Raw genomic sequence first — 19223 nt, forward strand, 5'->3', positions numbered from 1 at the left:
CCCCTGGATTGAATCTGTGAGGCGAGGCGCACCTCGCCTGAAATATTACTTCTTCTTCTGCTCGTTCAGCGCACGGATACGTGAAGAGAGCGAGAACAGACGGATAAAGCCGCCTGCATGACGGTGGTCGTAAACCTCATCTTCGCCAAAGGTGGCGAACTCTTCCGAGTAGAGGCTGTTAGCCGAGCGTTTCTGAGTGGCTGTCGCGTGGCCTTTGTAGAGCTGCACCACAACTTCACCATTTACCTCTTCCGCCAGCGATTCGGCAGCAGCCTGAATCGACTTACGCAGCGGGGCAAACCAGCGACCGTCATAGACCACATAGGACATCTCGTGGCCGAGCTGCTCGCGCCATTTGAAGCTGTCGCGATCCAGTACCAGCTGTTCAACGGCACGCAGCGCGCTGACCATGATGGTGCCGCCCGGGGTTTCGTAGCAGCCACGGGACTTAATCCCGACCAGACGGTTTTCCACGATGTCGATACGGCCGACACCATGTTTTGCGCCCAGCTCGTTGAGTTTTTCCAGACACTGGAACGGGCTCAGTTTTTCGCCGTTAACGGCCACAACACGACCCTTCTCGACGGTCACGGTCACCTCTTCAGGCTGATCGGGCGCCTCCAGCGGATCGACGGTCCAGACCCAGCAATCTTTATTCGGCGCATTGGCCGGGCTCTCCAGCACGCCGCCTTCGGTAGAGATGTGCCAGGCGTTTTCATCACGGCTGTAGATCTTTTCCAGTGAGGCGGTGGTCGGGATGTTGCGCTCTTTCAGGTAGTCCAGCAGCGCTTCACGCGAACGCAGGTTCCATTCACGCCATGGGGCAACCACTTTCAGCTGCGGTGCCAGGGCGGTATAGGTGGTTTCGAAACGCACCTGGTCATTCCCTTTACCGGTTGCACCGTGGCACAGCGCATCCGCGCCTACTTTCAGTGCCAGCTCAACCTGCGCTTTCGCGATGATAGGACGGGCCATTGAGGTGCCGAGCAGATAGGTGCCTTCATAGAGCGCACCGGTCTGCAGCACCGGGTAAACGTAGTCGCTGATAAACTCTTCACGCAGATCGACAACGTGGCATTCCGAGGCGCCAGACTGCAGCGCTTTCTTCTCAACACCTTCCAGATCGCCACGCTCCTGACCGATATCCGCCACAAAAGCGACCACTTCACAGCCACCGTAGTTCTCTTTCAGCCATGGAATGATTGCCGAGGTATCAAGACCACCGGAGTAAGCCAGAACGATTTTTTTGATGTTTTGCGTTTGCATTTCGTAATCCTTGAATCAGAGTCGTTAAGCGAGAATCCGGGTGCCAATCGACACGCCGTTAAACAGGTCAGGCAGCCGCTCAGCGTGACGCCAGCTGGCGATATCGACCGGGCGGCCCAGCGTACGCGCGGCATCCAGCGCCGCGTGCACTTTCACAATCATGCCATCGGTAATAATGCCCTGGGTGATCAGCTGCTCCGCTTTGTCAGCGGTCATCTCTTCGATGCGCTGACCTTTGCCGTCGAGAATACCACTCACGTCGGAGAGCAGAACTAAATCCGCGCCCAGCGTTGAAGCCAGTGCCGTCGCCGCCTGATCGGCGTTGACGTTCATCAGTTCGCCGCCCTCAGTGATGCCAATAGAGCTCACCACCGGCATGTAACCCGCCGCCAGCAGCGTATTCAGCAGTGCCGGGTCGCCTGGCATGGCGTGGCCCACATGGCCAAGTTCAGGATCGAAGGCGGTGACATTCACGATGCCCGCATCACCCAGGCAGAGGCCAACCGCGTTGATGCCCGATTTTTTCGCCCAGGCCAGCAGCGTTTTATTGGCGGTTCCCGCCAGCGCACCGGTAATGATGTCGATCTGATCGGCTGGGGTGACGCGCAGGCCATTTTTCTTCATCACCGGCAGCGCCAGCTTTTTCATCAGCTCGTCCACCAGGCAACCGCCGCCGTGGACAATGATCAGTGGACGCTGATGGGTGCTGCGATATTTCAGCAGCGCTTCAAACAAGCGGGCCAGCGCTTCTTCGCTGTCCAGCAGCACACCGCCCAGTTTGATAATCAATGGATTGGTCATGGTTTATTTGTCCGTTAAATCAGTGACTGCGTTTCTGGGAAGCCGAACCGGATGTTCAGGCACTGCACCGCCTGCGATGCCGCACCCTTCAGCAGATTGTCTTCGGCTGCCACGACAATCAGATGCTCGCCCTGAGTCTCAAATCCGATGTCGCAGTAAGGCAGGCCCACGACGGCTTTCAGCGCCGGCACACCCTGGTCATAGAAACGCACCAGCGGCTTATTGTCATAGGCGCGATGGAAAACGGCGGCAATATCTTCGCGGCTGACACCCGCTTTCAGACGGCAGGTAATGGTCGCCAGGATACCGCGCGGGAAGCTGCCCAGATGTGGGGTGAAGATCACCGGGGTGCCAAGGTGGGCCACAATCTCCGGATGATGACGATGATTGAACAGGCCGTAAGGCTGCAGGCTCACTTCGCAGAAGCTGGTGCCGACATTGGCTTTACGGCCGGCACCGCTCACGCCACTGGTGGCATTGATGACCGGCCACTGCGCGTCGTTTAGCAGTCTGGCATCCACCAGCGGTTTCAGCGCCAGCTGCGCGGCGGTCGGATAGCAACCCGGCACGGCCACCAGCTGCGCCTGCTGAATGTTTTCATGCTGATATTCCGCCAGGCCGTAAACGGCTTTGTCCAGCCAGTCGCCATGCTGATGGGTGAAGCCATAGAAGCGGGTGTAGAACTCAGCGTCATTGACCCGGAAAGCGCCTGACAGGTCGAACACCACACAACCCGCCTTAAGAAATTCCGGAGCCAGATCGTGGCTGACTTCATGCGCCGTCGCCAGAAAGACCACATCCACTTTGTCTGCCCACTCCGCCGCGCTGCTCAGTGGCTGCAGCGGAAGATCCACCACGCCTTTCAGCTGCGGATGAAGATCGGACAAGCGCTTACCTGCATCAGGGCTTTGCGCCGAAACCGCTAAAGCGGTTATGTTGATATGTGGATGACGATTCAGGAAGGTGGCAAGCTCTACTCCAGCATAACCACTGGCACCAACGATCAGCGTATTCAACATCAGGCTGTAACCCCTTTTACAGTCGCACGTCCCGGGCCGCGGCCTTGCCCCGTAACCCACTCAGTCTTCTGCAGTGATTTAAGGTTTCCTTGCAGAGGACGTTAATGTATTTTTATTCACTATTAATGCATGAATATGGATACATCCTAACCCAAGGACCGTCAACAGTGAAGACAAAATTACCGCCTTTTATTGAACTCTACCGCCAGTTAATCGCCACACCGTCGATCAGTGCAACCGATGCGGCTCTGGATCAGAGTAATGAAACTTTAATCAATTTGCTGGCAGGCTGGTTTCGTGACCTCGGCTTCAGCGTGGAAGTGCAGCCTGTACCCGGCACCCGCAATAAATTTAATATGCTGGCGCGGACCGGAACCGGTGCGGGCGGCCTGCTGTTAGCCGGGCATACCGATACCGTTCCCTTTGATGATGGCCGCTGGACACGCGATCCCTTTACCCTGACTGAGCACGACAACAAGCTCTATGGCCTGGGTACGGCAGACATGAAAGGTTTCTTCGCCTTTATTCTCGATACGCTGCGGGATGTGGATGTCAGCACCCTCAGCAAGCCGCTCTATATTCTTGCCACGGCCGATGAAGAGACCACGATGGCCGGCGCGAAATATTTCTCTGAATCGACGCAGCTGCGTCCCGACTGTGCCATCATCGGTGAACCCACCTCACTCAAGCCGGTGCGGGCACACAAAGGACACCTGTCGAATGTGATCCGCATTGAAGGGAAATCGGGCCATTCCAGCGATCCGGCTCGCGGCGTGAACGCCATTGAACTGATGCATGAGTCGATTACCCATCTGATGCAACTGCGCACGACCCTGCAGGAGCGTTATCACCATGATGGCTTTGCCATCCCTTATCCCACCATGAACTTCGGCCATATTCATGGCGGTGATGCCGCTAACCGTATCTGCGCCTGCTGTGAACTGCATATGGATATTCGTCCGCTGCCGGGCCTGTCGCTCAGCGATCTGGATGGGCTGCTTAACGAGGCGCTGGCTCCGGTCAGCGCACGCTGGCCAGGCCGTGTCACGGTGGCCGAACTGCATCCGCCGATTCCCGGCTATGAGTGTCCGGCGAATCATGAGCTGGTGAGTGTGGTGGAAAAACTGCTGGGCACGCCGACCGAAATCGTCAACTACTGTACCGAAGCCCCGTTTATTCAGCAGCTCTGTCCGACGCTGGTGCTGGGGCCAGGGTCCATTAATCAGGCCCATCAGCCAGATGAATTTATTGATACTGCATTTATTAAGCCGACACGGGCGCTTATCAGTCAGGTTGTGCAGCATTTCTGTCACTGATTGACAGTAAATGGGGCATTTCACTGTATTAACAGTAAAATGCCCCCTCATTCTGCGGGATTTACCAATAAGAATAACTTATCCCGCTTTGTTCCCGATAAATTCTTCGAATTTCCGTTATTTAGCGACCTGTTCAGCCCACTTTAACGCATTTGACGAACGCAACATTACGTGGCTAGATAAAAGACGTTGTTATGCCCACCGGGTGACTATCCAGAACGTTTCAGAATGCTGACAGGCGGCAACGGAGCCGGTTCCCTGCAGATTAGCGGGAGCAGAACGTTGCCGATTTTTCTGCTGCCTGAAAGGTCGGGTGTAGAAGTTTTTCAAGACGATAAGGGTGTCAGGGTCCAATGAACGAACAATATTCCGCAATGCGAAGTAATGTCAGTATGCTCGGCAAACTGCTCGGGGATACGATTAAGGAAGCTCTGGGCGAGAACATCCTCGACCAGGTTGAAGCCATCCGTAAGCTCTCCAAGTCATCCCGTGCAGGCAATGACACACATCGTAAAGAACTGCTCAATACGCTGCAGAATCTCTCCAACGAAGAGCTTCTGCCGGTTGCACGCGCCTTCAGCCAGTTTCTTAACCTAACCAACGTGGCCGAGCAGTATCAGACCATTTCCCAGAGTGGCGAAGGGGCGAATCACCCGGAACTGCTGAAAAAGACCTTTGAGACCCTGAAACAGCAGAAAGATATCCGTGAAAGCGACATTCTGGCGGCCATTGAGTCGCTGTCGCTGGAGCTGGTGCTGACCGCGCATCCGACCGAAATCACCCGCCGTACCCTGATTCACAAGCTGGTCGAAGTTAACAGCTGCCTGAAACAGCTCGACCACAGCGATGTCTCTGACTACGAACGTAACCAGATTATGCGCCGCCTGCGCCAGCTGGTCGCGCAGGCATGGCACACCGATGAAATCCGCAAATACCGTCCGACCCCTATTGATGAAGCCAAATGGGGCTTTGCCGTAGTGGAAAACAGCCTGTGGGAAGGCGTTCCTGCCTTTCTGCGTGAGCTGAACGAACAGGTAGAAGAGGCGTTTGGCATTAAGCTGCCGGTGGATTTCGTGCCGGTCCGGTTCACCTCCTGGATGGGCGGCGACCGCGACGGCAACCCGAATGTGACGGCGTCGATCACCCGTCATGCTATGCTGCTGAGCCGCTGGAAAGCTACTGACCTGTTCCTGCGCGATATCGGCGTGTTGATCTCCGAGCTGTCGATGTCGGAGTGCAGCGATGAGATCCGTGAACTCAGCGGCGATCCGGAAGCGATCGAACCTTATCGTGTGATCCTGAAGCGTCTGCGCAGCCAGCTCATGAGCACCCAGTCATTCCTGGAACATCGCCTGAAAGGCGAGCGTCTGCCGCGTCCGGCCGACCTGCTGGTCTCCAACGATCAGCTGTGGGACCCGCTATTTGCCATCTACCAGTCGCTGCAGCAGTGCGGCATGGGCATTATCGCCAACGGTCAGCTGCTTGATACGCTGCGCCGCGTGAAATGTTTTGGCGTGCCGCTGGTGCGTATCGATCTGCGCCAGGAGAGCACCCGTCACACCGAAGCGATTGCCGAAGTCACCCGCTATCTGGGACTGGGCGACTATGAAAGCTGGTCTGAAGCGGACAAGCAGGCCTTCCTGATCCGTGAGCTGAACTCTAAGCGTCCTCTGCTGCCGCGCAGCTGGGAACCCAGCGACGAGACGCGTGAAGTGCTGGAAACCTGCCGCGTCGCGGCTGAAGCGCCACAGGGCTCCATCGCCGCCTACGTGATCTCAATGGCGAAAACCCCGTCTGACGTGCTGGCCGTGCATCTGCTGCTGAAAGAAGCGGGCATCAGCTATGCGATGCCGGTTGCACCGCTGTTTGAAACTCTGGATGACCTGAACAACGCCAATGATGTGATGAGCCAGCTGCTGAGCATCGACTGGTATCGCGGCTTTATTCAGGGCAAACAGATGGTGATGATTGGTTACTCTGACTCGGCGAAAGATGCTGGTGTGATGGCCGCCAGCTGGGCGCAATATCAGGCGCAGGATGCACTGATCAAAACCTGCGAGAAAGCGGGCATCTCCCTGACCCTGTTCCACGGACGCGGCGGCAGCATTGGCCGTGGCGGCGCACCGGCTCATGCCGCGCTGCTGTCGCAGCCGCCAGGAAGTCTGCGCGGCGGTCTGCGCGTCACCGAACAGGGCGAGATGATTCGCTTCAAATATGGTTTACCGGCCGTCACCATCGCCAGTCTGTCGCTCTATACCGGCGCAATTCTGGAAGCGAACCTGATGCCACCGCCGGAGCCAAAACGCGAATGGCGTGACATCATGAATCAGCTCTCCGCTGACTCCTGTGCGATGTATCGGGGTTATGTGCGTGAAAATGCCGACTTCGTTCCCTACTTCCGTTCAGCCACGCCGGAGCAGGAGCTGGGTAAATTACCGCTCGGCTCACGCCCGGCTAAACGTCGCCCGACCGGCGGCGTGGAGTCGCTGCGTGCTATCCCATGGATTTTCGCCTGGACGCAGAACCGCCTGATGCTGCCTGCCTGGCTGGGTGCCGGTGCAGCCCTGCAGCAGGCGATGGCGGCAGGTCATCAGGATCAGCTGGAGGCGATGTGTCGTGACTGGCCTTTCTTCTCTACCCGCCTGGGGATGCTGGAGATGGTGTTCGCAAAAGCGGACCTGTGGCTGGCAGAGTATTACGATCAGCGTCTGGTCGACAAATCCCTCTGGCCGCTGGGCAAGCAGTTGCGCGATCAGCTTGATGCCGATATCAAAGCGGTGCTGACTATCGCCAACGACTCGCACCTGATGGCCGACCAGCCGTGGATTGCCGAGTCAATTGCGTTGCGTAACGTCTACACCGACCCACTTAACGTCCTTCAGGCGGAACTGCTGCATCGTTCACGCGCACAGGAAGCACGCGGCGATGAGCCGGATCCGCGCGTTGAGCAGGCCCTGATGGTGACCATTGCCGGTGTGGCAGCAGGCATGCGTAACACCGGTTAGCGCGCAGGCGCGGCGTAGCCTCCGCGCCCTCTGAACGTCGCCATAAAAAAAGTCGGGACTGTCCCGACTTTTTTATTGCCTGAAGGAGAGCGGTTAAGCCGCCACCGCAACCGGACGCACGCCCAGCGTGTGGCAGATGGCGTAACTCATTTCAGCGCGGTTCAGCGTGTAGAAATGAAAATCTTTCACCCCTTCGCGTGACAGGATTTTCACCATGTCCATCGCGATGTTTGCCCCGACCATTTTCCGTGTTTCCGGATCCTCATCCAGTCCGGCAAACATCGCGTTCATCCACCCCGGCACGCGCACATTGGTCAGCGTGGCAAAGCGTTGCAGCTGTTTAAAGTTAGAAACCGGCAGAATGCCCGGCACAATTTCAACGTCGATGCCGGTCGCGACACAGCGATCGCGGAAGCGTAAATAGCTTTCCACGTCGAAGAAAAACTGGGTAATGGCGCGGCTTGCGCCTGCATCGATTTTTCGCTTCAGGTTAATCAGATCGGCCTGGGCGCTTTTCGCTTCGGGATGGACTTCCGGATAGGCCGCGACAGAGATATCAAAATCGCCGACCTCTTTCAGCAGCGCCACCAGATCGCTGCCGTACATCTCCGGCCTGCCGCCTCCCTCTGGCAGATCGCCCCGTAGCGCCACAATGTGACGGATGCCGTTATGCCAGTAATCCTGGGCGATAGCGCGCAGTTCATCGCGGGTGGCATCAACACAGGTGAGATGAGGGGCCGCCTCCAGACCGGTGCGATCTTTAATGCCTTTGATAATGCTGTGCGTGCGATCGCGCTCGCCTGAGTTGGCACCGTAGGTGACAGAAACAAACTTCGGTTTCAGGCTGCTCAGACGGTCGATGGAACGCCACAGGGTCTCTTCCATTTCACCAGACCGCGGTGGGAAGAACTCAAATGAGACGTTAATGCGCCCGTTCAGCTCAGCCAGGCTCTGGTTTAGCGCTTCGCGCTGATTGGCATGAAAGAAACTCATCCTGCATCCTCATCGGTTAAAAACTGGACCGCAAACATCTGAACGTTTAGACGTCCAGATGTTCAAAATGGCCCAATCCGATCGTGCCGTCAACGAATAAATCGTGTACAGCTATGATCAATTTTCAACCAGCACGAAAGAGATTCAACAGGCAGCGGTAACGCATTGAAAACAGGCGCCGAAGCGCCTGAGGGGAGGACTAGAGCAGTTGTGCGAGGCGATTGATATCTGACTGGATAGCACCGGCGGTGACATCCCGGCCTGCGCCCGGCCCGCGAATTACCAGCGGGTTGTCGCGATACCAGCGGCTCTCAATGGCGAAGACATTGTCGCAGGGCAGCAGCGAGGCCAGCGGATGTTCCGGACGAACCGCTTCAACCCCGACGCGCGCCTTGCCGTTGGCATCAAAACGGGCAACATAACGCAGCACAAGATCCATTTCCCGCGCCGCTTCCAGTCGCTGCAGCATCTGCTCATTCAGCTCATCGCCATTTTCGAAGAAATGGTCAACCGAGCCCTGCTGGCAGTTGTCTGGCACCAGCGATTCGACCCGCACCTGATCCGGCTCGATGTTATAGCCCGCCTCACGCGCCAGGATCACCAGTTTGCGCATCACATCCTGCCCTGAGAGATCGGCCCGCGGATCGGGTTCGGTCAGGCCCTGCTGCCACGCCTGATCCACCAGCTCGGTGAAGGGCACCGTGCCGTCAAACTGCAGGAACAGCCATGACAGCGTGCCGGAGAAGATCCCGCTGATCGCCAGGATGGTATCACCGCTGTCACGCAGATCGCGCACCGTATAGTTGATCGGCAGACCTGCACCGACAGTGGCGTTATAGAGCCAGTGACGCCCGGTTTTGGTAAAAGCATCACGGATTTGCCGCCAGGTCTGGCTGTCGGATGCACCGGCCACTTTATTGGCGCTGATGACATGGAAACCGTGGCTGGCAAAATCGAGATACTGCTGCGCCAGCGGCGTACTGGCGGTGACATCCAGCACCACTAAATCATCAAACGGATGGGCGCGCATCCACAGGAACAGCGACTCTTCGTCACGCTCCACCGCTTCATCGTCAAAGAAGGCCAGCGCACGGCTGGCATCCAGTCCGTCATAACTCAGCAGGCTGCGACGGCTGTCCACCACACCCGCCAGCACAAATTCAAAGCCGGTGCGCGCTGAGAGCGTTTCCTGGTCGCGGGCAAACAGCTCCAGCCAGCGTGAGCCGATATTGCCTTTGCCAAACAGCATCAGGCCGATACGCTTTTCTGCACGGAACAGTGACTGATGCAATCCCTGAATCAGATGCTGAGTGGGACCGACACGCAGCACCGCGACCACGCTGATGTGCTCTTCAGACTGCCAGATAAATTCAACGGGTTGATCTTTTAACTGCTGCCAGAAGCGATGGGTATGCAGCGGATTGCGGGTCACGCCTGCGCCTACCAGCGCCACCAGCGCCAGGCCGTCACGCAGCTGCAGATGGCCCGGCAGTCCGGCATCCTGCAGCAGCGTAAAGGCGCTGTTGACCACTTCAGAGGTGTAACAGAGCTGCAGCAGCTGGCGGTCAGGATGGACGCCAAACGCCAGCGGACGCAGCTGCGCCCGCTTCAGCAGCAGGTCGATCTCTTTGTGCAGGATGGCGAAGTCATGCTGCTCCGGCAGCTGGATTTCAATCAGACAGACATCATCATGACTGGTCACGATGCGTGCGCCGGTTCCGGAGGCCAGCACCCGCTCGATGCGGGTGGAACCCTGCTCCGGCTGATAACTGCAGCGCAGTTGCAGGTCGATATCGCTGCCGGAAACCGGCTGCAGGGTGCGGGTATGCAGCACCGGGGCCGCCAGACGCGCCAGCTCACTGGCTTCGTCCAGCCTTAACAGCGGCAGCAGACAGGCATCAGAAACTTTGCGTGGATCGGCGCTGTAGACGCCCGCCACATCGCTCCAGATCGTGACCCGTCCCACACCTGCCAGCGCACCAATCTGCGTGGCGGAGTAGTCGGAACCGTTGCGGCCAAGCAGGACGGTTTCACCCGCATCATTGCGGCTGATAAAGCCGGTCACCACGATGCGCTGATGCGGATGCTGTGCCAGCAGGGTCTGCAGCAGCGGCCAGGATTTGCCTTCATCGACCTGCGGCTGGGCCGCACGTTCAGCACGCAGAAACTCACGCGCATCCAGCCAGCAGGCCTGCATGTCACGCTGACTCAGTACCGCTGCCATCAGGCGCGCCGACCAGAGTTCACCGTGGCCGACCACTTCGGCGTAGACCGCATCGGTTATCGGTCCATCCAGCAGCGCGGCCAGCTTTTCCAAGTCGCGAATAAATGCCGCGGTTAAGGGTTCCGCCATCTCAGCAGGCAGCAGCGCACCGATCAGTTCGCTCTGGTAACGCCGTAAAGCCTGTTGCACCTGGTGCGCGGAGAGCCGGTCGCTCTGGCTCAGCTTCAGCCAGCTAATCAGCTGGTTGGTGGTCGAGCCAGCCGCAGAGACCACCATCATGTCGCCCGGCTGACTGTAATCCGCCATGATGCTGGCCACACGCTGATAGCAGCGTGCGTCGGCCAGGCTACTGCCGCCAAATTTATGCAACTGCCTGATAGTCGGCGTTCCCGTGCCTGCTGAAATCATCATGCTTAACCCTCGGCTGCGACCCGGAATGCATTATCCAGATCGGCAATTAAATCTTCGTGATCTTCAATACCAACAGAAACCCGCAGTAGCGTATCGGAAATGCCCGCTGCAGCGCGTGCCTCTGCCGACATCCCCGCGTGCGTCATGGTGGCGGTGTGGGAGATCAGACTCTCAACGCCACCCAGCGATTCCGCCAGCGTAAACAGCCGCAGCGCTTTCAGGAAGCGGCGCAGCAGCGCCTCGTCACCGTCAACCTCGAAACTCAGCATGGCACCAAAGCCGCGCTGCTGACGAACGGCATGTTCGTGTCCGGCGTTCTCCGGCAGCGAAGGATGATACAACTTTTTCACCCGTTTCTGCTGCTTCAGATACTCCACAATCGCCAGCGCATTGCGCTGCGCCGCTGCGATGCGTGGTGAAAGTGTGCGAATCCCGCGCAGCAGCAGGTAGCTGTCAAAGGCCGCGCCCGTGACGCCAATGTTGTTTGCCCACCAGGCCAGGTCCGTCGCCAGCTGCGGATCTTTAGCAATCACCGCGCCTGCCACCACGTCGGAATGACCGTTGAGATATTTCGTACAGGAGTGGATCACCAGGTCTGCCCCCAGCGCCAGCGGATTCTGCAGGGCCGGACTCATAAAGGTGTTATCCACCACGCTGATGGCACCCGCCGCCCGGGCAGCGGTGCAAATCGCGCTGATATCCACCACGCGCAGCAGCGGATTGCTGGGGCTTTCGATCAGCACCAGTTTAGGTTTCTCATCCAGTGCCGCCTGCAGTGCCACCGGATCGCCCTGATCAACAAATTTCACCCGATATGCGCCACGCTTATTCATGCTGTCAAACAGCCGATAGCTGCCGCCATAGCAGTCATGTGGCGCAACCAGCAGATCGCCAGGCTTCAGGAACACCGTCGTCACCAGATGAATCGCCGACATCCCGGTATTGGTTAATACCGCGCCCGCACCGCCTTCCAGTTCGGCCAGCGTACGCTGCACGACATCACGCGTGGGGTTACCCCGACGGGAATAGTCATGCGCACGCGGCTCATTAAAATCCAGGAAGTTATAGGTTGTGGAAAGATGGATAGGCGGGACAACGCAGCCATACTGTTCGTCATCATTCAAACCGCTACGCACTGCGATGGTTGCCGGTTTACGCGTCATGAGCGAATTGTTCCTGAAAAGTGAATAAAATGTGGCTCACAGAATATCACCCTCTAATTAGACGTCAATACATCTGGACATCTAAATGTCTTTGCGTATAGATTGAGCAGAAACGCAATACCCGCTAAAATTATGCGTCATCGCCTGGCGTTCCTCTCTGAAATACAGAGGCAGTGAACGAAGAAAACCCGCCATATCAGGGGTCAGGCAGGAAAAAATCAGGCATAATCCGCTGATTTCCTCACATTTAACGTTTATTAATTAAGGTAACCCATGGCTGAATGGAACGGCGAATATATCAGCCCGTACGCTGAGCACGGTAAGAAGAGCGAGCAGGTCAAGAAGATTACAGTGTCTATCCCCTTGAGCGTGCTGAAGATTTTAACGGATGAGCGTACCCGTCGTCAGGTGAATAACCTGCGTCACGCCACCAACAGCGAGCTGCTTTGCGAAGCCTTTTTACATGCCTTTACGGGTCAACCGCTGCCGGATGACGTCGACCTGCGCAAAGAGCGCAGCGATGAGATCCCGGAAGAAGCGAAAGCAATTATGCGCCAGATGGGTGTTGATCCGGACACATGGGAATATTGATCCCCGGCGCCGTTGTCGCCTGACCTCGCTGCAAAGAAGCAGGCTCCGCTCAGGGAGCCGCTTTTCTGATCCGTTCTGCCCCCTGTGACGTTCCTCTCTTCCGGCCTGACGCCATCGCCTGCATATTGCCTGCCAGACGTATCAGAAAAATCTACCCTCTTTTCCTTATTATTGCGTTATTTCCATTGCAATAAGAATATTGTTTTATCCGGACAATAGAATTATTACTATTGTTCACTATTATGCGCATCCGTAAGATTTTGTCAGAGCGACAATTTCACGGAAAGCCAATGAGCATCAAATATAAAATAAAATTCTTCGCACCCACTTTTTTTATTCTTTTCATCACCGGCACAACCAGTTATTTCACTTCTGCATCCAGCGTGGCACCGGCTATAACGGTGCAAAATGAGAATATTAATGCCCGGCAACAGGATCGGGAGCGCAAAGCGCAATTAACGCCTGACCTGCCGCCTGGCATGTCTGAAAAAGAGGACTTCAGACCGGAAGCGATTCCGTTTCCGCATGAGGAAAATTGCTATCCGATCGATAATATTTCGCTGAATCAGGACAGTAAAAAACTGCACCTCAGAAAATTACGCTATTTTACCGCACAGGCAGAAGGGAAGTGCCTGGGCATTAACGGAATAAAACTTCTCGCTAAAACGCTGCAGAATGAAATTATCCGGATGGGTTATATTACAACGCGTGTTAATTTGCCCGAACAGAATCTGTCGGGCCGTACGTTAACGTTTGATATTCATGCCGGTCACGTCGGAAAAATCGTGCTAAATAAGGCGAGTGGCGACGACATTAATCTGACCAGTACCCTGCCGTTCAGCGCGGGTGATCTGCTCGAACTCAGCGATCTGGAACAGGGCAGCCTTAATCTTCAGCGCGTCCCGGGATCGCGGGTTAACGTTCAGTTATTGCCAGGCAGCAGCAAAGGTGAAAGCGATATCGTTATCCAGCGCGAACAGGATAAATACTGGCAGATGAGCGCCTGGCTGAATGATGCCGGCTCGGCGGCGACGGGGCGTTATCAGGGGGGAACCGCACTCTATTTAAACAACATTGCGTCATTAAGTGACATATTTTACGTCTCTTACGGCCACGATATTGCGCCGAAACAGACCCGCAAAGGCAATGATAATAAATCGATGGGTTATTCGGTGCCATGGGGTTTCTGGTGGCTCGATCTCTATGCCAGCCAGAGTCATTATCAGCAACGCCTGACCGGAAACTGGTCAGAATGGGCACTGGATAATGAGAACAGCTACTACAGTGCGCAGCTCAACCGACTGCTTTCGCGAACCCTCTTTCAGACCACCACAGCTGGCCTGCAAATCTTCAATACGTCATCGCGTTATTCACTTAATGACCGGGACCTCATCAGCATGCATAAAAAAAGTGCGGGCTGGAAAGCGTTGCTGCAGCATGAGATGCATGACGATAACGCGGCGCTGACGACGACCCTGAGCTATCAACGGAAGATGCCCTGGTTTAACAGCAGCCATACCGTTGAACAGACGTATGGGCTCATTGATACGCAGGGCCGGGTTATGACGCTGGATCTGAAAGGTTCGGTTAATTTCCAGTTAGGAGATAACTGGCTGAACTACTCACCCCATGTCAGTGTGCAATATTCACCCGACACCCTCTCTTCGCTGAATCGCTTTTCGCTGGCAAACCGCTGGACGGTTCGTGGCTTCGATGGCGAATACGCGCTTCAGGATAATAAAGGCTGGTTCTGGCGCAACGATATCAGCTGGATTTTCCCTGACAAACCGGTTCAGCCTTATATCGGTATTGACGCAGGCCAGGTCTACGGTAATAGCAGCCAGCAGGAATATGCCGGAAAAACCGTTATAGGCAGCGTGGCTGGCCTGCGGGGAACACTCCTGAAAACACGTTTTGATCTTTTTGCCGGCACCCCGGTTAAAAAACCCCAGGCTTTCCACACCGATCCCGTTACGCTCGGTTTTTCACTGCAGTGGAAATATTAGTAAGAAGTAAAGCGTTAAATAAAAAGAGTTTGAAAATAAACACACACATCCAGAGGAAAAAAATGAATACGCATAAGTTTAATCTGCTATTCCTGGCGACGCTCGCCACCCTGTGTAGTCAGCCTGCGCTTTCTGCACTGAACAGTTATCAGCATGCAAATGGTTCGACCGTGGTGGATATTAATCAGCCGGATGCGAATGGTCTGTCACATAATATGTATCAGAGCTTCAACGTCTCCGAAAAGGGGTTGGTACTGAATAACAGCACCACAGATATGGTTCGCGACAGTGGTAATATTGCCCGGAACAGCAATCTGAATAGCTCAGCCAGTCTGATTCTGAACGAGGTCATCTCAAATAAAGCTTCTTCACTGAACGGCTTTATTGAAGTCGCAGGTCAGAAGGCCGATGTGATTATCGCCAACCCAAACGGGATCACCTGTTCCGGCTGTAATTTTATCAATACCGGACGCGCCACCCTGACCACCGGCACGCCAGTTTTAACCGATGGTGCACTGACGGGCTTTAATGTGACGAAAGGCACCCTTACGGTTAAAGGCAAAGGGCTGACAGGCACCGATTATACGGACCTGCTGGCACAAAAAATCAATCTTGAGGGCAAAGTCGGGACAACCCAGCTGAAAGCGATTGCCGGTAAATACACCTATAACAGGGCCTCGGGTCAGGCCACAGCCAGCACGACGGGCCGGACTGGCGGCAACAGCATCGATGTCAGCGCGCTGGGCGGAGCAACAGCAGGCCTGATCCAGCTGCAAACTACGGAAGCCGGTGCGGGCGTCAACAATAATGGCGTCCTGAATGCCAACAGCCTTTATATCTCAACCAATGGCACGTTAACCAACAACGGAACCCTTGACGCTGGCGTGATGAGCATCGCAGCCAGCGGCAGCATGACGAACAAAGGGACGCTTTCTGCCAGCCAGGCTGCTCTGCAGACAACAAATACATTCACGAATGAAGGCACTGTTAAAGCCACCAATAACGCCAGCATCGTGAGTTATGGAAAAGTGACTAACAACGAGAAAGGGCAGATCAGTGGCGATGGTACCGTCAGCATTTTTTCGCTGGCGGGAGATATCGAAAATAAAGGCACCATCAGCACGGCTGGAGCCCTGACAATGCAGACCGGCTACAGCACGGTGAATGGCGTTATCACGCCTGTCGCCAACACCAGCCTGATTAACTCCGGCTCGATTCAGGCGGACACTATTGGCTTATACGCCGTTAAAGGGGTCAGCCTCCGGTCAGGCGATGTTACCGCACAGAGCACAGCCTCTGTTTCTGCCGTAACTGTCTCTAACGCCGGAACCCTCACAGCGCAGAATGCCTCTCTCGTTTCTGACGACTTCAGCAATCAGGGCGTGATGCAGGCGACTGAGCGGTTAAGCGTGACCGGTAAAAGTGGAATTTCTAATAAGGGTACCCTGAAGGCGGCAACCCTGGCGCTGACAACGGATGGCAAAATCAGTAATACATCCTGCCGGCTGTGGTTATTGTGCAGGCAGGGCACCATGAAAGCGGATAAAATTTCGATTTCAGCCCCTAAGATCACTACCATTGCTGATTTAGATGGTGATTACACCACGCAGCTTCTGGAATTGAACAAGCCTGAAACAGACTCCAGCCTGTAACCGGGCCATAAAAAAACCCAGCCGAGGCTGGGTTTTTTGTTGCCGCCGAACCCGCAGGTTCAGGTGCCTTTTAATCTTATTTTTTAGCGCCTGGCACGCTGAAACGCTTGTTAAAGCGGTCAACACGGCCACCAGTTGCCACTTCACGCTGCTTACCGGTATAGAACGGGTGGCATTTACCACAGACGTCCAGGTTCAGTTCGTGAGTCAGTGTTGAACGGGTGTGGATCTCGTTGCCGCAGGTACATTTAATAGTAACTGCTTCGTATTTCGGGTGAATACCTTGTTTCATGGGAAACCTCATAGAAGGCCGTGTCGCTCTCCGTGCCAGGCGTAAACCTGCACAGCACCACACGCGGTTGAACATTATAGGGTGTACTCCGGCAAGGTCTTTCTCACCGAAGGCGGCATATTATACAGAGAAGTTATCATTGCTGCAAATTTATCCTGGGATACCCGCCATCCGGGTCCAGCGTGTACACTAGCCCTCCCGATGCCCGAGCCGGAAAGAGAGAGTTATGCCCGTTGTCCAGGTTGCCCTGCCCGTCCCCTTGCCCCGCCTGTTTGATTATCTGCCGCCACAGGGCGCGCAGCCGGTCATGGGTGGTCGCGTAAGTGTGCCCTTTGGCAATCGCAGGATGATCGGCATTGTGGTCGCCCTGCGTGAGAGCAGCGATCTGCCCGAAGGACAGCTCAAGCGCGTCATTGAGGTGCTGGATAGCGAGTCACTCTATCCCTCTTCGCTGTGGCGCATCCTTAACTGGGCCGCCAGCTACTATCACTCTCCCCTGGGCGAAGTGCTGAACCATGCCATTCCGGTGCTGCTGCGTCAGGGCAAACCCGCGCAGGATAACCCATTATGGCGCTGGGAAATTACCGAGCAGGGCCGGGCGACCACGCCGGAGAGTTTAAAACGCGCACCCAAACAGCAGCAGGCGCTGGCTGCCCTGCGTCAGCAGCCGCTCTATCGCCATCAGGTCAGCGAACACGACCTGACGGAGGCGACGCTTCAGGCTCTGCGCGCCAAAGGGCTGTGCGAGCTGTATGAGCATCAGCCGCAGCGGCACGACTGGCGAACCACCTTCGCCGTTAAAGGCGAACGCCTGCGTCTGAATACCGATCAGGCGATGGCGGTCGGTGCAATTCGGGCAGATGACGAACATTACGCCGCCTGGCTGCTGGCGGGCATCACCGGCTCCGGCAAAACGGAGGTCTACCTCAGCGTGCTGGAGAATGTGCTGGCTCGGGGAAAACAGGCGCTGGTGCTGGTCCCGGAGATCGGCCTGACCCCGCAGACCATTGCCCGTTTCCGGGAGCGTTTTGATGCGCCGATTGACGTGCTGCACTCCGCCTTAAACGACAGTGAGCGGCTGGCCGTCTGGTTACGTGCGCGACGCGGGGAAACGGCGATTGTGATTGGCACCCGCTCGGCGCTGTTTACCCCGCTGGCCCGACCGGGGGTCATCATCATTGATGAAGAGCACGACAGCTCTTACAAGCAGCAGGAGGGCTGGCGCTATCAGGCGCGCGATCTGGCTGTGTTTCGTGCCCATGAAGAAAATATCCCGATTGTAATGGGATCGGCGACGCCCGCGCTGGAGACGCTGCACAATGTGCGCAGCGGCAAGTATCGCCAGCTCGACCTGACAAAGCGCGCAGGCAATGCCAGACCGGCGCTGCAACAGCTGATCGACTTAAAAGGTGTGCAGTTGATCGGCGGCCTGGCACCGGGCCTGATTAGCAAAATGCGTCAGCATCTGCAGGCGGATAATCAGGTGCTGCTGTTTCTTAACCGCCGCGGCTTTTCGCCCGCCCTGCTCTGTCACGACTGCGGCTGGATTGCCGAGTGTCACCGCTGTGACCGCTACTACACGCTGCATCAGCATCATCGCCAGCTGCGCTGCCACCACTGCGATAGCCAGCGTCCGCTTCCTCATCAGTGCCCGCAGTGTGGCTCCACTCACCTGCTGCCGGTCGGTGTCGGCACGGAACAGCTGGAACAGCAGCTCGGCACACTGTTCCCTGGCGTGCCGGTGTCGCGAATCGATCGTGATACCACCAGCCGTAAAGGGGCGCTGGAGCAGCATCTGGCCGATGTGCATCGCGGAGGCGCGCGCATTCTGGTTGGTACTCAGATGCTGGCGAAGGGCCACCACTTCCCTGACGTGACGCTGGTGTCGCTACTGGATGTCGATGGGGCGCTGTTTTCCGCCGATTTCCGGGCGGCGGAGCGCTTTGCTCAGCTCTACACCCAGGTCGCCGGACGTGCCGGGCGTGCCGGTAAGCAGGGCGAAGTCCTGCTGCAGACCCACCACCCGGAACATCCGCTGCTTCAGACCCTGCTGCACCAGGGCTATACGGCGTTTGCGCAGCAGGCACTGCTGGAGCGCCAGGCGGTTCACCTGCCACCCTGGAGCCGCCATGCGCTGTTTCGCGCTGAAGATATGGATAATCAGCAGGCAGCTGAATTTCTGCAACAGCTTCGTAACCTGCTGGAGGCCAGTCCGCTCAACGATCAGGCCATGTGGTTTATGGGGCCGGTCCCGGCCCTGCAGCCAAAACGCAGCGGCCGCTGGCGCTGGCAACTGCTGGTTCAGCACCCTTCCCGGCAGCGTCTGCAGCAGTTGCTGAGCAGTTCGCTGCCGCTGATTTCCACCCTGCCCGCCGCGCGCAAAGTGAAATGGACGCTGGATATTGACCCTACCGAGAGCTGATCTCCGCTGACGTTGCGAGCCAGATCGAAAAATGTCGCATAAGTCACAATTTTTATGCAAAT

General features: G+C 56.4%; 13 protein-coding genes. 6 read left to right on the forward strand and 7 right to left on the reverse strand.

What is annotated here, in order from left to right:
- Nucleotides 1-45: 45 nt before the first annotated feature.
- From S7A_RS03530 to argC, 3 genes are read right to left on the reverse strand one after another with little or no spacing between them, the layout of a single operon-like run.
- Nucleotides 46-1266: an argininosuccinate synthase gene (locus S7A_RS03530; protein ID WP_009088006.1), complete on the reverse strand. Its 1221-nt coding sequence runs from the start codon at nucleotides 1264-1266 to the stop codon at nucleotides 46-48.
- 24 nt (nucleotides 1267-1290) lie between these two features.
- Nucleotides 1291-2067, reverse strand: a complete 777-nt coding sequence (gene argB / locus S7A_RS03535) for an acetylglutamate kinase (protein ID WP_009088007.1) — start codon at nucleotides 2065-2067, stop codon at nucleotides 1291-1293.
- Between the two features lie 14 nt (nucleotides 2068-2081).
- Nucleotides 2082-3086, reverse strand: coding sequence for an N-acetyl-gamma-glutamyl-phosphate reductase (gene argC / locus S7A_RS03540; protein WP_009088009.1), 1005 nt, complete (start codon nucleotides 3084-3086; stop codon nucleotides 2082-2084).
- 167 nt (nucleotides 3087-3253) lie between these two features.
- On the opposite strand from argC, the gene argE reads away from it, so the two are divergent.
- Both argE and ppc read left to right on the forward strand, forming a co-directional pair.
- Nucleotides 3254-4402, forward strand: coding sequence for an acetylornithine deacetylase (gene argE / locus S7A_RS03545; RefSeq protein WP_009088011.1), 1149 nt, complete (start codon nucleotides 3254-3256; stop codon nucleotides 4400-4402).
- Nucleotides 4403-4755: 353 nt separating this feature from the next.
- On the forward strand, nucleotides 4756-7407 hold the full coding sequence (gene ppc, locus S7A_RS03550; RefSeq protein ID WP_009088012.1) for a phosphoenolpyruvate carboxylase: 2652 nt from the start codon (nucleotides 4756-4758) through the stop codon (nucleotides 7405-7407).
- 93 nt (nucleotides 7408-7500) lie between these two features.
- Here ppc and metF read toward each other — a convergent pair whose 3' ends face one another.
- The 3 genes from metF to metB all read right to left on the reverse strand — a co-directional run bounded on the left by metF (nucleotide 7501) and on the right by metB (nucleotide 12198).
- Complete coding sequence (gene metF / locus S7A_RS03555; protein WP_009088014.1) at nucleotides 7501-8400, reverse strand: methylenetetrahydrofolate reductase; 900 nt, start codon at nucleotides 8398-8400, stop codon at nucleotides 7501-7503.
- A 199-nt stretch (nucleotides 8401-8599) separates the two neighbouring features.
- The gene (locus tag S7A_RS03560) at nucleotides 8600-11035 is read right to left on the reverse strand and encodes a bifunctional aspartate kinase/homoserine dehydrogenase II (RefSeq protein ID WP_009088015.1); all 2436 of its coding nucleotides are present in this window, start codon (nucleotides 11033-11035) and stop codon (nucleotides 8600-8602) included.
- A gap of 2 nt (nucleotides 11036-11037) precedes the next feature.
- Nucleotides 11038-12198, reverse strand: coding sequence for a cystathionine gamma-synthase (metB, locus tag S7A_RS03565; RefSeq protein ID WP_009088017.1), 1161 nt, complete (start codon nucleotides 12196-12198; stop codon nucleotides 11038-11040).
- 273 nt (nucleotides 12199-12471) lie between these two features.
- Between metB and metJ the strand changes: the two genes are divergently transcribed.
- The 3 genes from metJ (at nucleotide 12472) to S7A_RS03580 (ending at nucleotide 16447) form a co-directional block, all read left to right on the forward strand.
- A complete protein-coding gene (gene metJ, locus S7A_RS03570; RefSeq protein WP_009088019.1) occupies nucleotides 12472-12789 on the forward strand; it encodes a met regulon transcriptional regulator MetJ in 318 nt (105 codons plus the stop codon).
- A 401-nt stretch (nucleotides 12790-13190) separates the two neighbouring features.
- Nucleotides 13191-14795 (forward strand): ShlB/FhaC/HecB family hemolysin secretion/activation protein, encoded by a 1605-nt coding sequence (locus S7A_RS03575; RefSeq protein ID WP_237712300.1) that lies wholly within the window; start codon nucleotides 13191-13193, stop codon nucleotides 14793-14795.
- Nucleotides 14796-14857: 62 nt separating this feature from the next.
- Nucleotides 14858-16447: a filamentous hemagglutinin N-terminal domain-containing protein gene (locus S7A_RS03580; RefSeq protein ID WP_009088022.1), complete on the forward strand. Its 1590-nt coding sequence runs from the start codon at nucleotides 14858-14860 to the stop codon at nucleotides 16445-16447.
- A 76-nt stretch (nucleotides 16448-16523) separates the two neighbouring features.
- On the opposite strand, the gene rpmE is transcribed toward S7A_RS03580, so the two are convergent.
- Nucleotides 16524-16739 carry a 50S ribosomal protein L31 gene (rpmE, locus tag S7A_RS03585; protein ID WP_003851227.1) on the reverse strand — a complete coding sequence of 72 codons (216 nt, stop codon included), beginning with the start codon at nucleotides 16737-16739 and terminating at the stop codon, nucleotides 16524-16526.
- A gap of 226 nt (nucleotides 16740-16965) precedes the next feature.
- On the opposite strand from rpmE, the gene priA reads away from it, so the two are divergent.
- Nucleotides 16966-19161 carry a primosomal protein N' gene (gene priA / locus S7A_RS03590; RefSeq protein ID WP_009088023.1) on the forward strand — a complete coding sequence of 732 codons (2196 nt, stop codon included), beginning with the start codon at nucleotides 16966-16968 and terminating at the stop codon, nucleotides 19159-19161.
- The last annotated feature ends 62 nt before the right edge of the window (nucleotides 19162-19223 follow it).

This window comes from Pantoea sp. Sc1 (assembly GCF_000255315.1).
Lineage (GTDB): Bacteria > Pseudomonadota > Gammaproteobacteria > Enterobacterales > Enterobacteriaceae > Pantoea > Pantoea anthophila.

What these genes read in the sequence shown, in the direction of transcription:
- ppc (WP_009088012.1), top strand. Translation starts at nt 4,756, where the DNA reads ATGAACGAACAATATTCCGCAATGCGAAGTAATGTCAGTATGCTCGGC.
- metB (WP_009088017.1), bottom strand. Translation starts at nt 12,198, where the DNA reads ATGACGCGTAAACCGGCAACCATCGCAGTGCGTAGCGGTTTGAATGAT.
- S7A_RS03530 (WP_009088006.1), bottom strand. Translation starts at nt 1,266, where the DNA reads ATGCAAACGCAAAACATCAAAAAAATCGTTCTGGCTTACTCCGGTGGT.
- argB (WP_009088007.1), bottom strand. Translation starts at nt 2,067, where the DNA reads ATGACCAATCCATTGATTATCAAACTGGGCGGTGTGCTGCTGGACAGC.
- S7A_RS03580 (WP_009088022.1), top strand. Translation starts at nt 14,858, where the DNA reads ATGAATACGCATAAGTTTAATCTGCTATTCCTGGCGACGCTCGCCACC.
- metJ (WP_009088019.1), top strand. Translation starts at nt 12,472, where the DNA reads ATGGCTGAATGGAACGGCGAATATATCAGCCCGTACGCTGAGCACGGT.
- argC (WP_009088009.1), bottom strand. Translation starts at nt 3,086, where the DNA reads ATGTTGAATACGCTGATCGTTGGTGCCAGTGGTTATGCTGGAGTAGAG.
- rpmE (WP_003851227.1), bottom strand. Translation starts at nt 16,739, where the DNA reads ATGAAACAAGGTATTCACCCGAAATACGAAGCAGTTACTATTAAATGT.
- metF (WP_009088014.1), bottom strand. Translation starts at nt 8,400, where the DNA reads ATGAGTTTCTTTCATGCCAATCAGCGCGAAGCGCTAAACCAGAGCCTG.
- priA (WP_009088023.1), top strand. Translation starts at nt 16,966, where the DNA reads ATGCCCGTTGTCCAGGTTGCCCTGCCCGTCCCCTTGCCCCGCCTGTTT.
- S7A_RS03560 (WP_009088015.1), bottom strand. Translation starts at nt 11,035, where the DNA reads ATGATGATTTCAGCAGGCACGGGAACGCCGACTATCAGGCAGTTGCAT.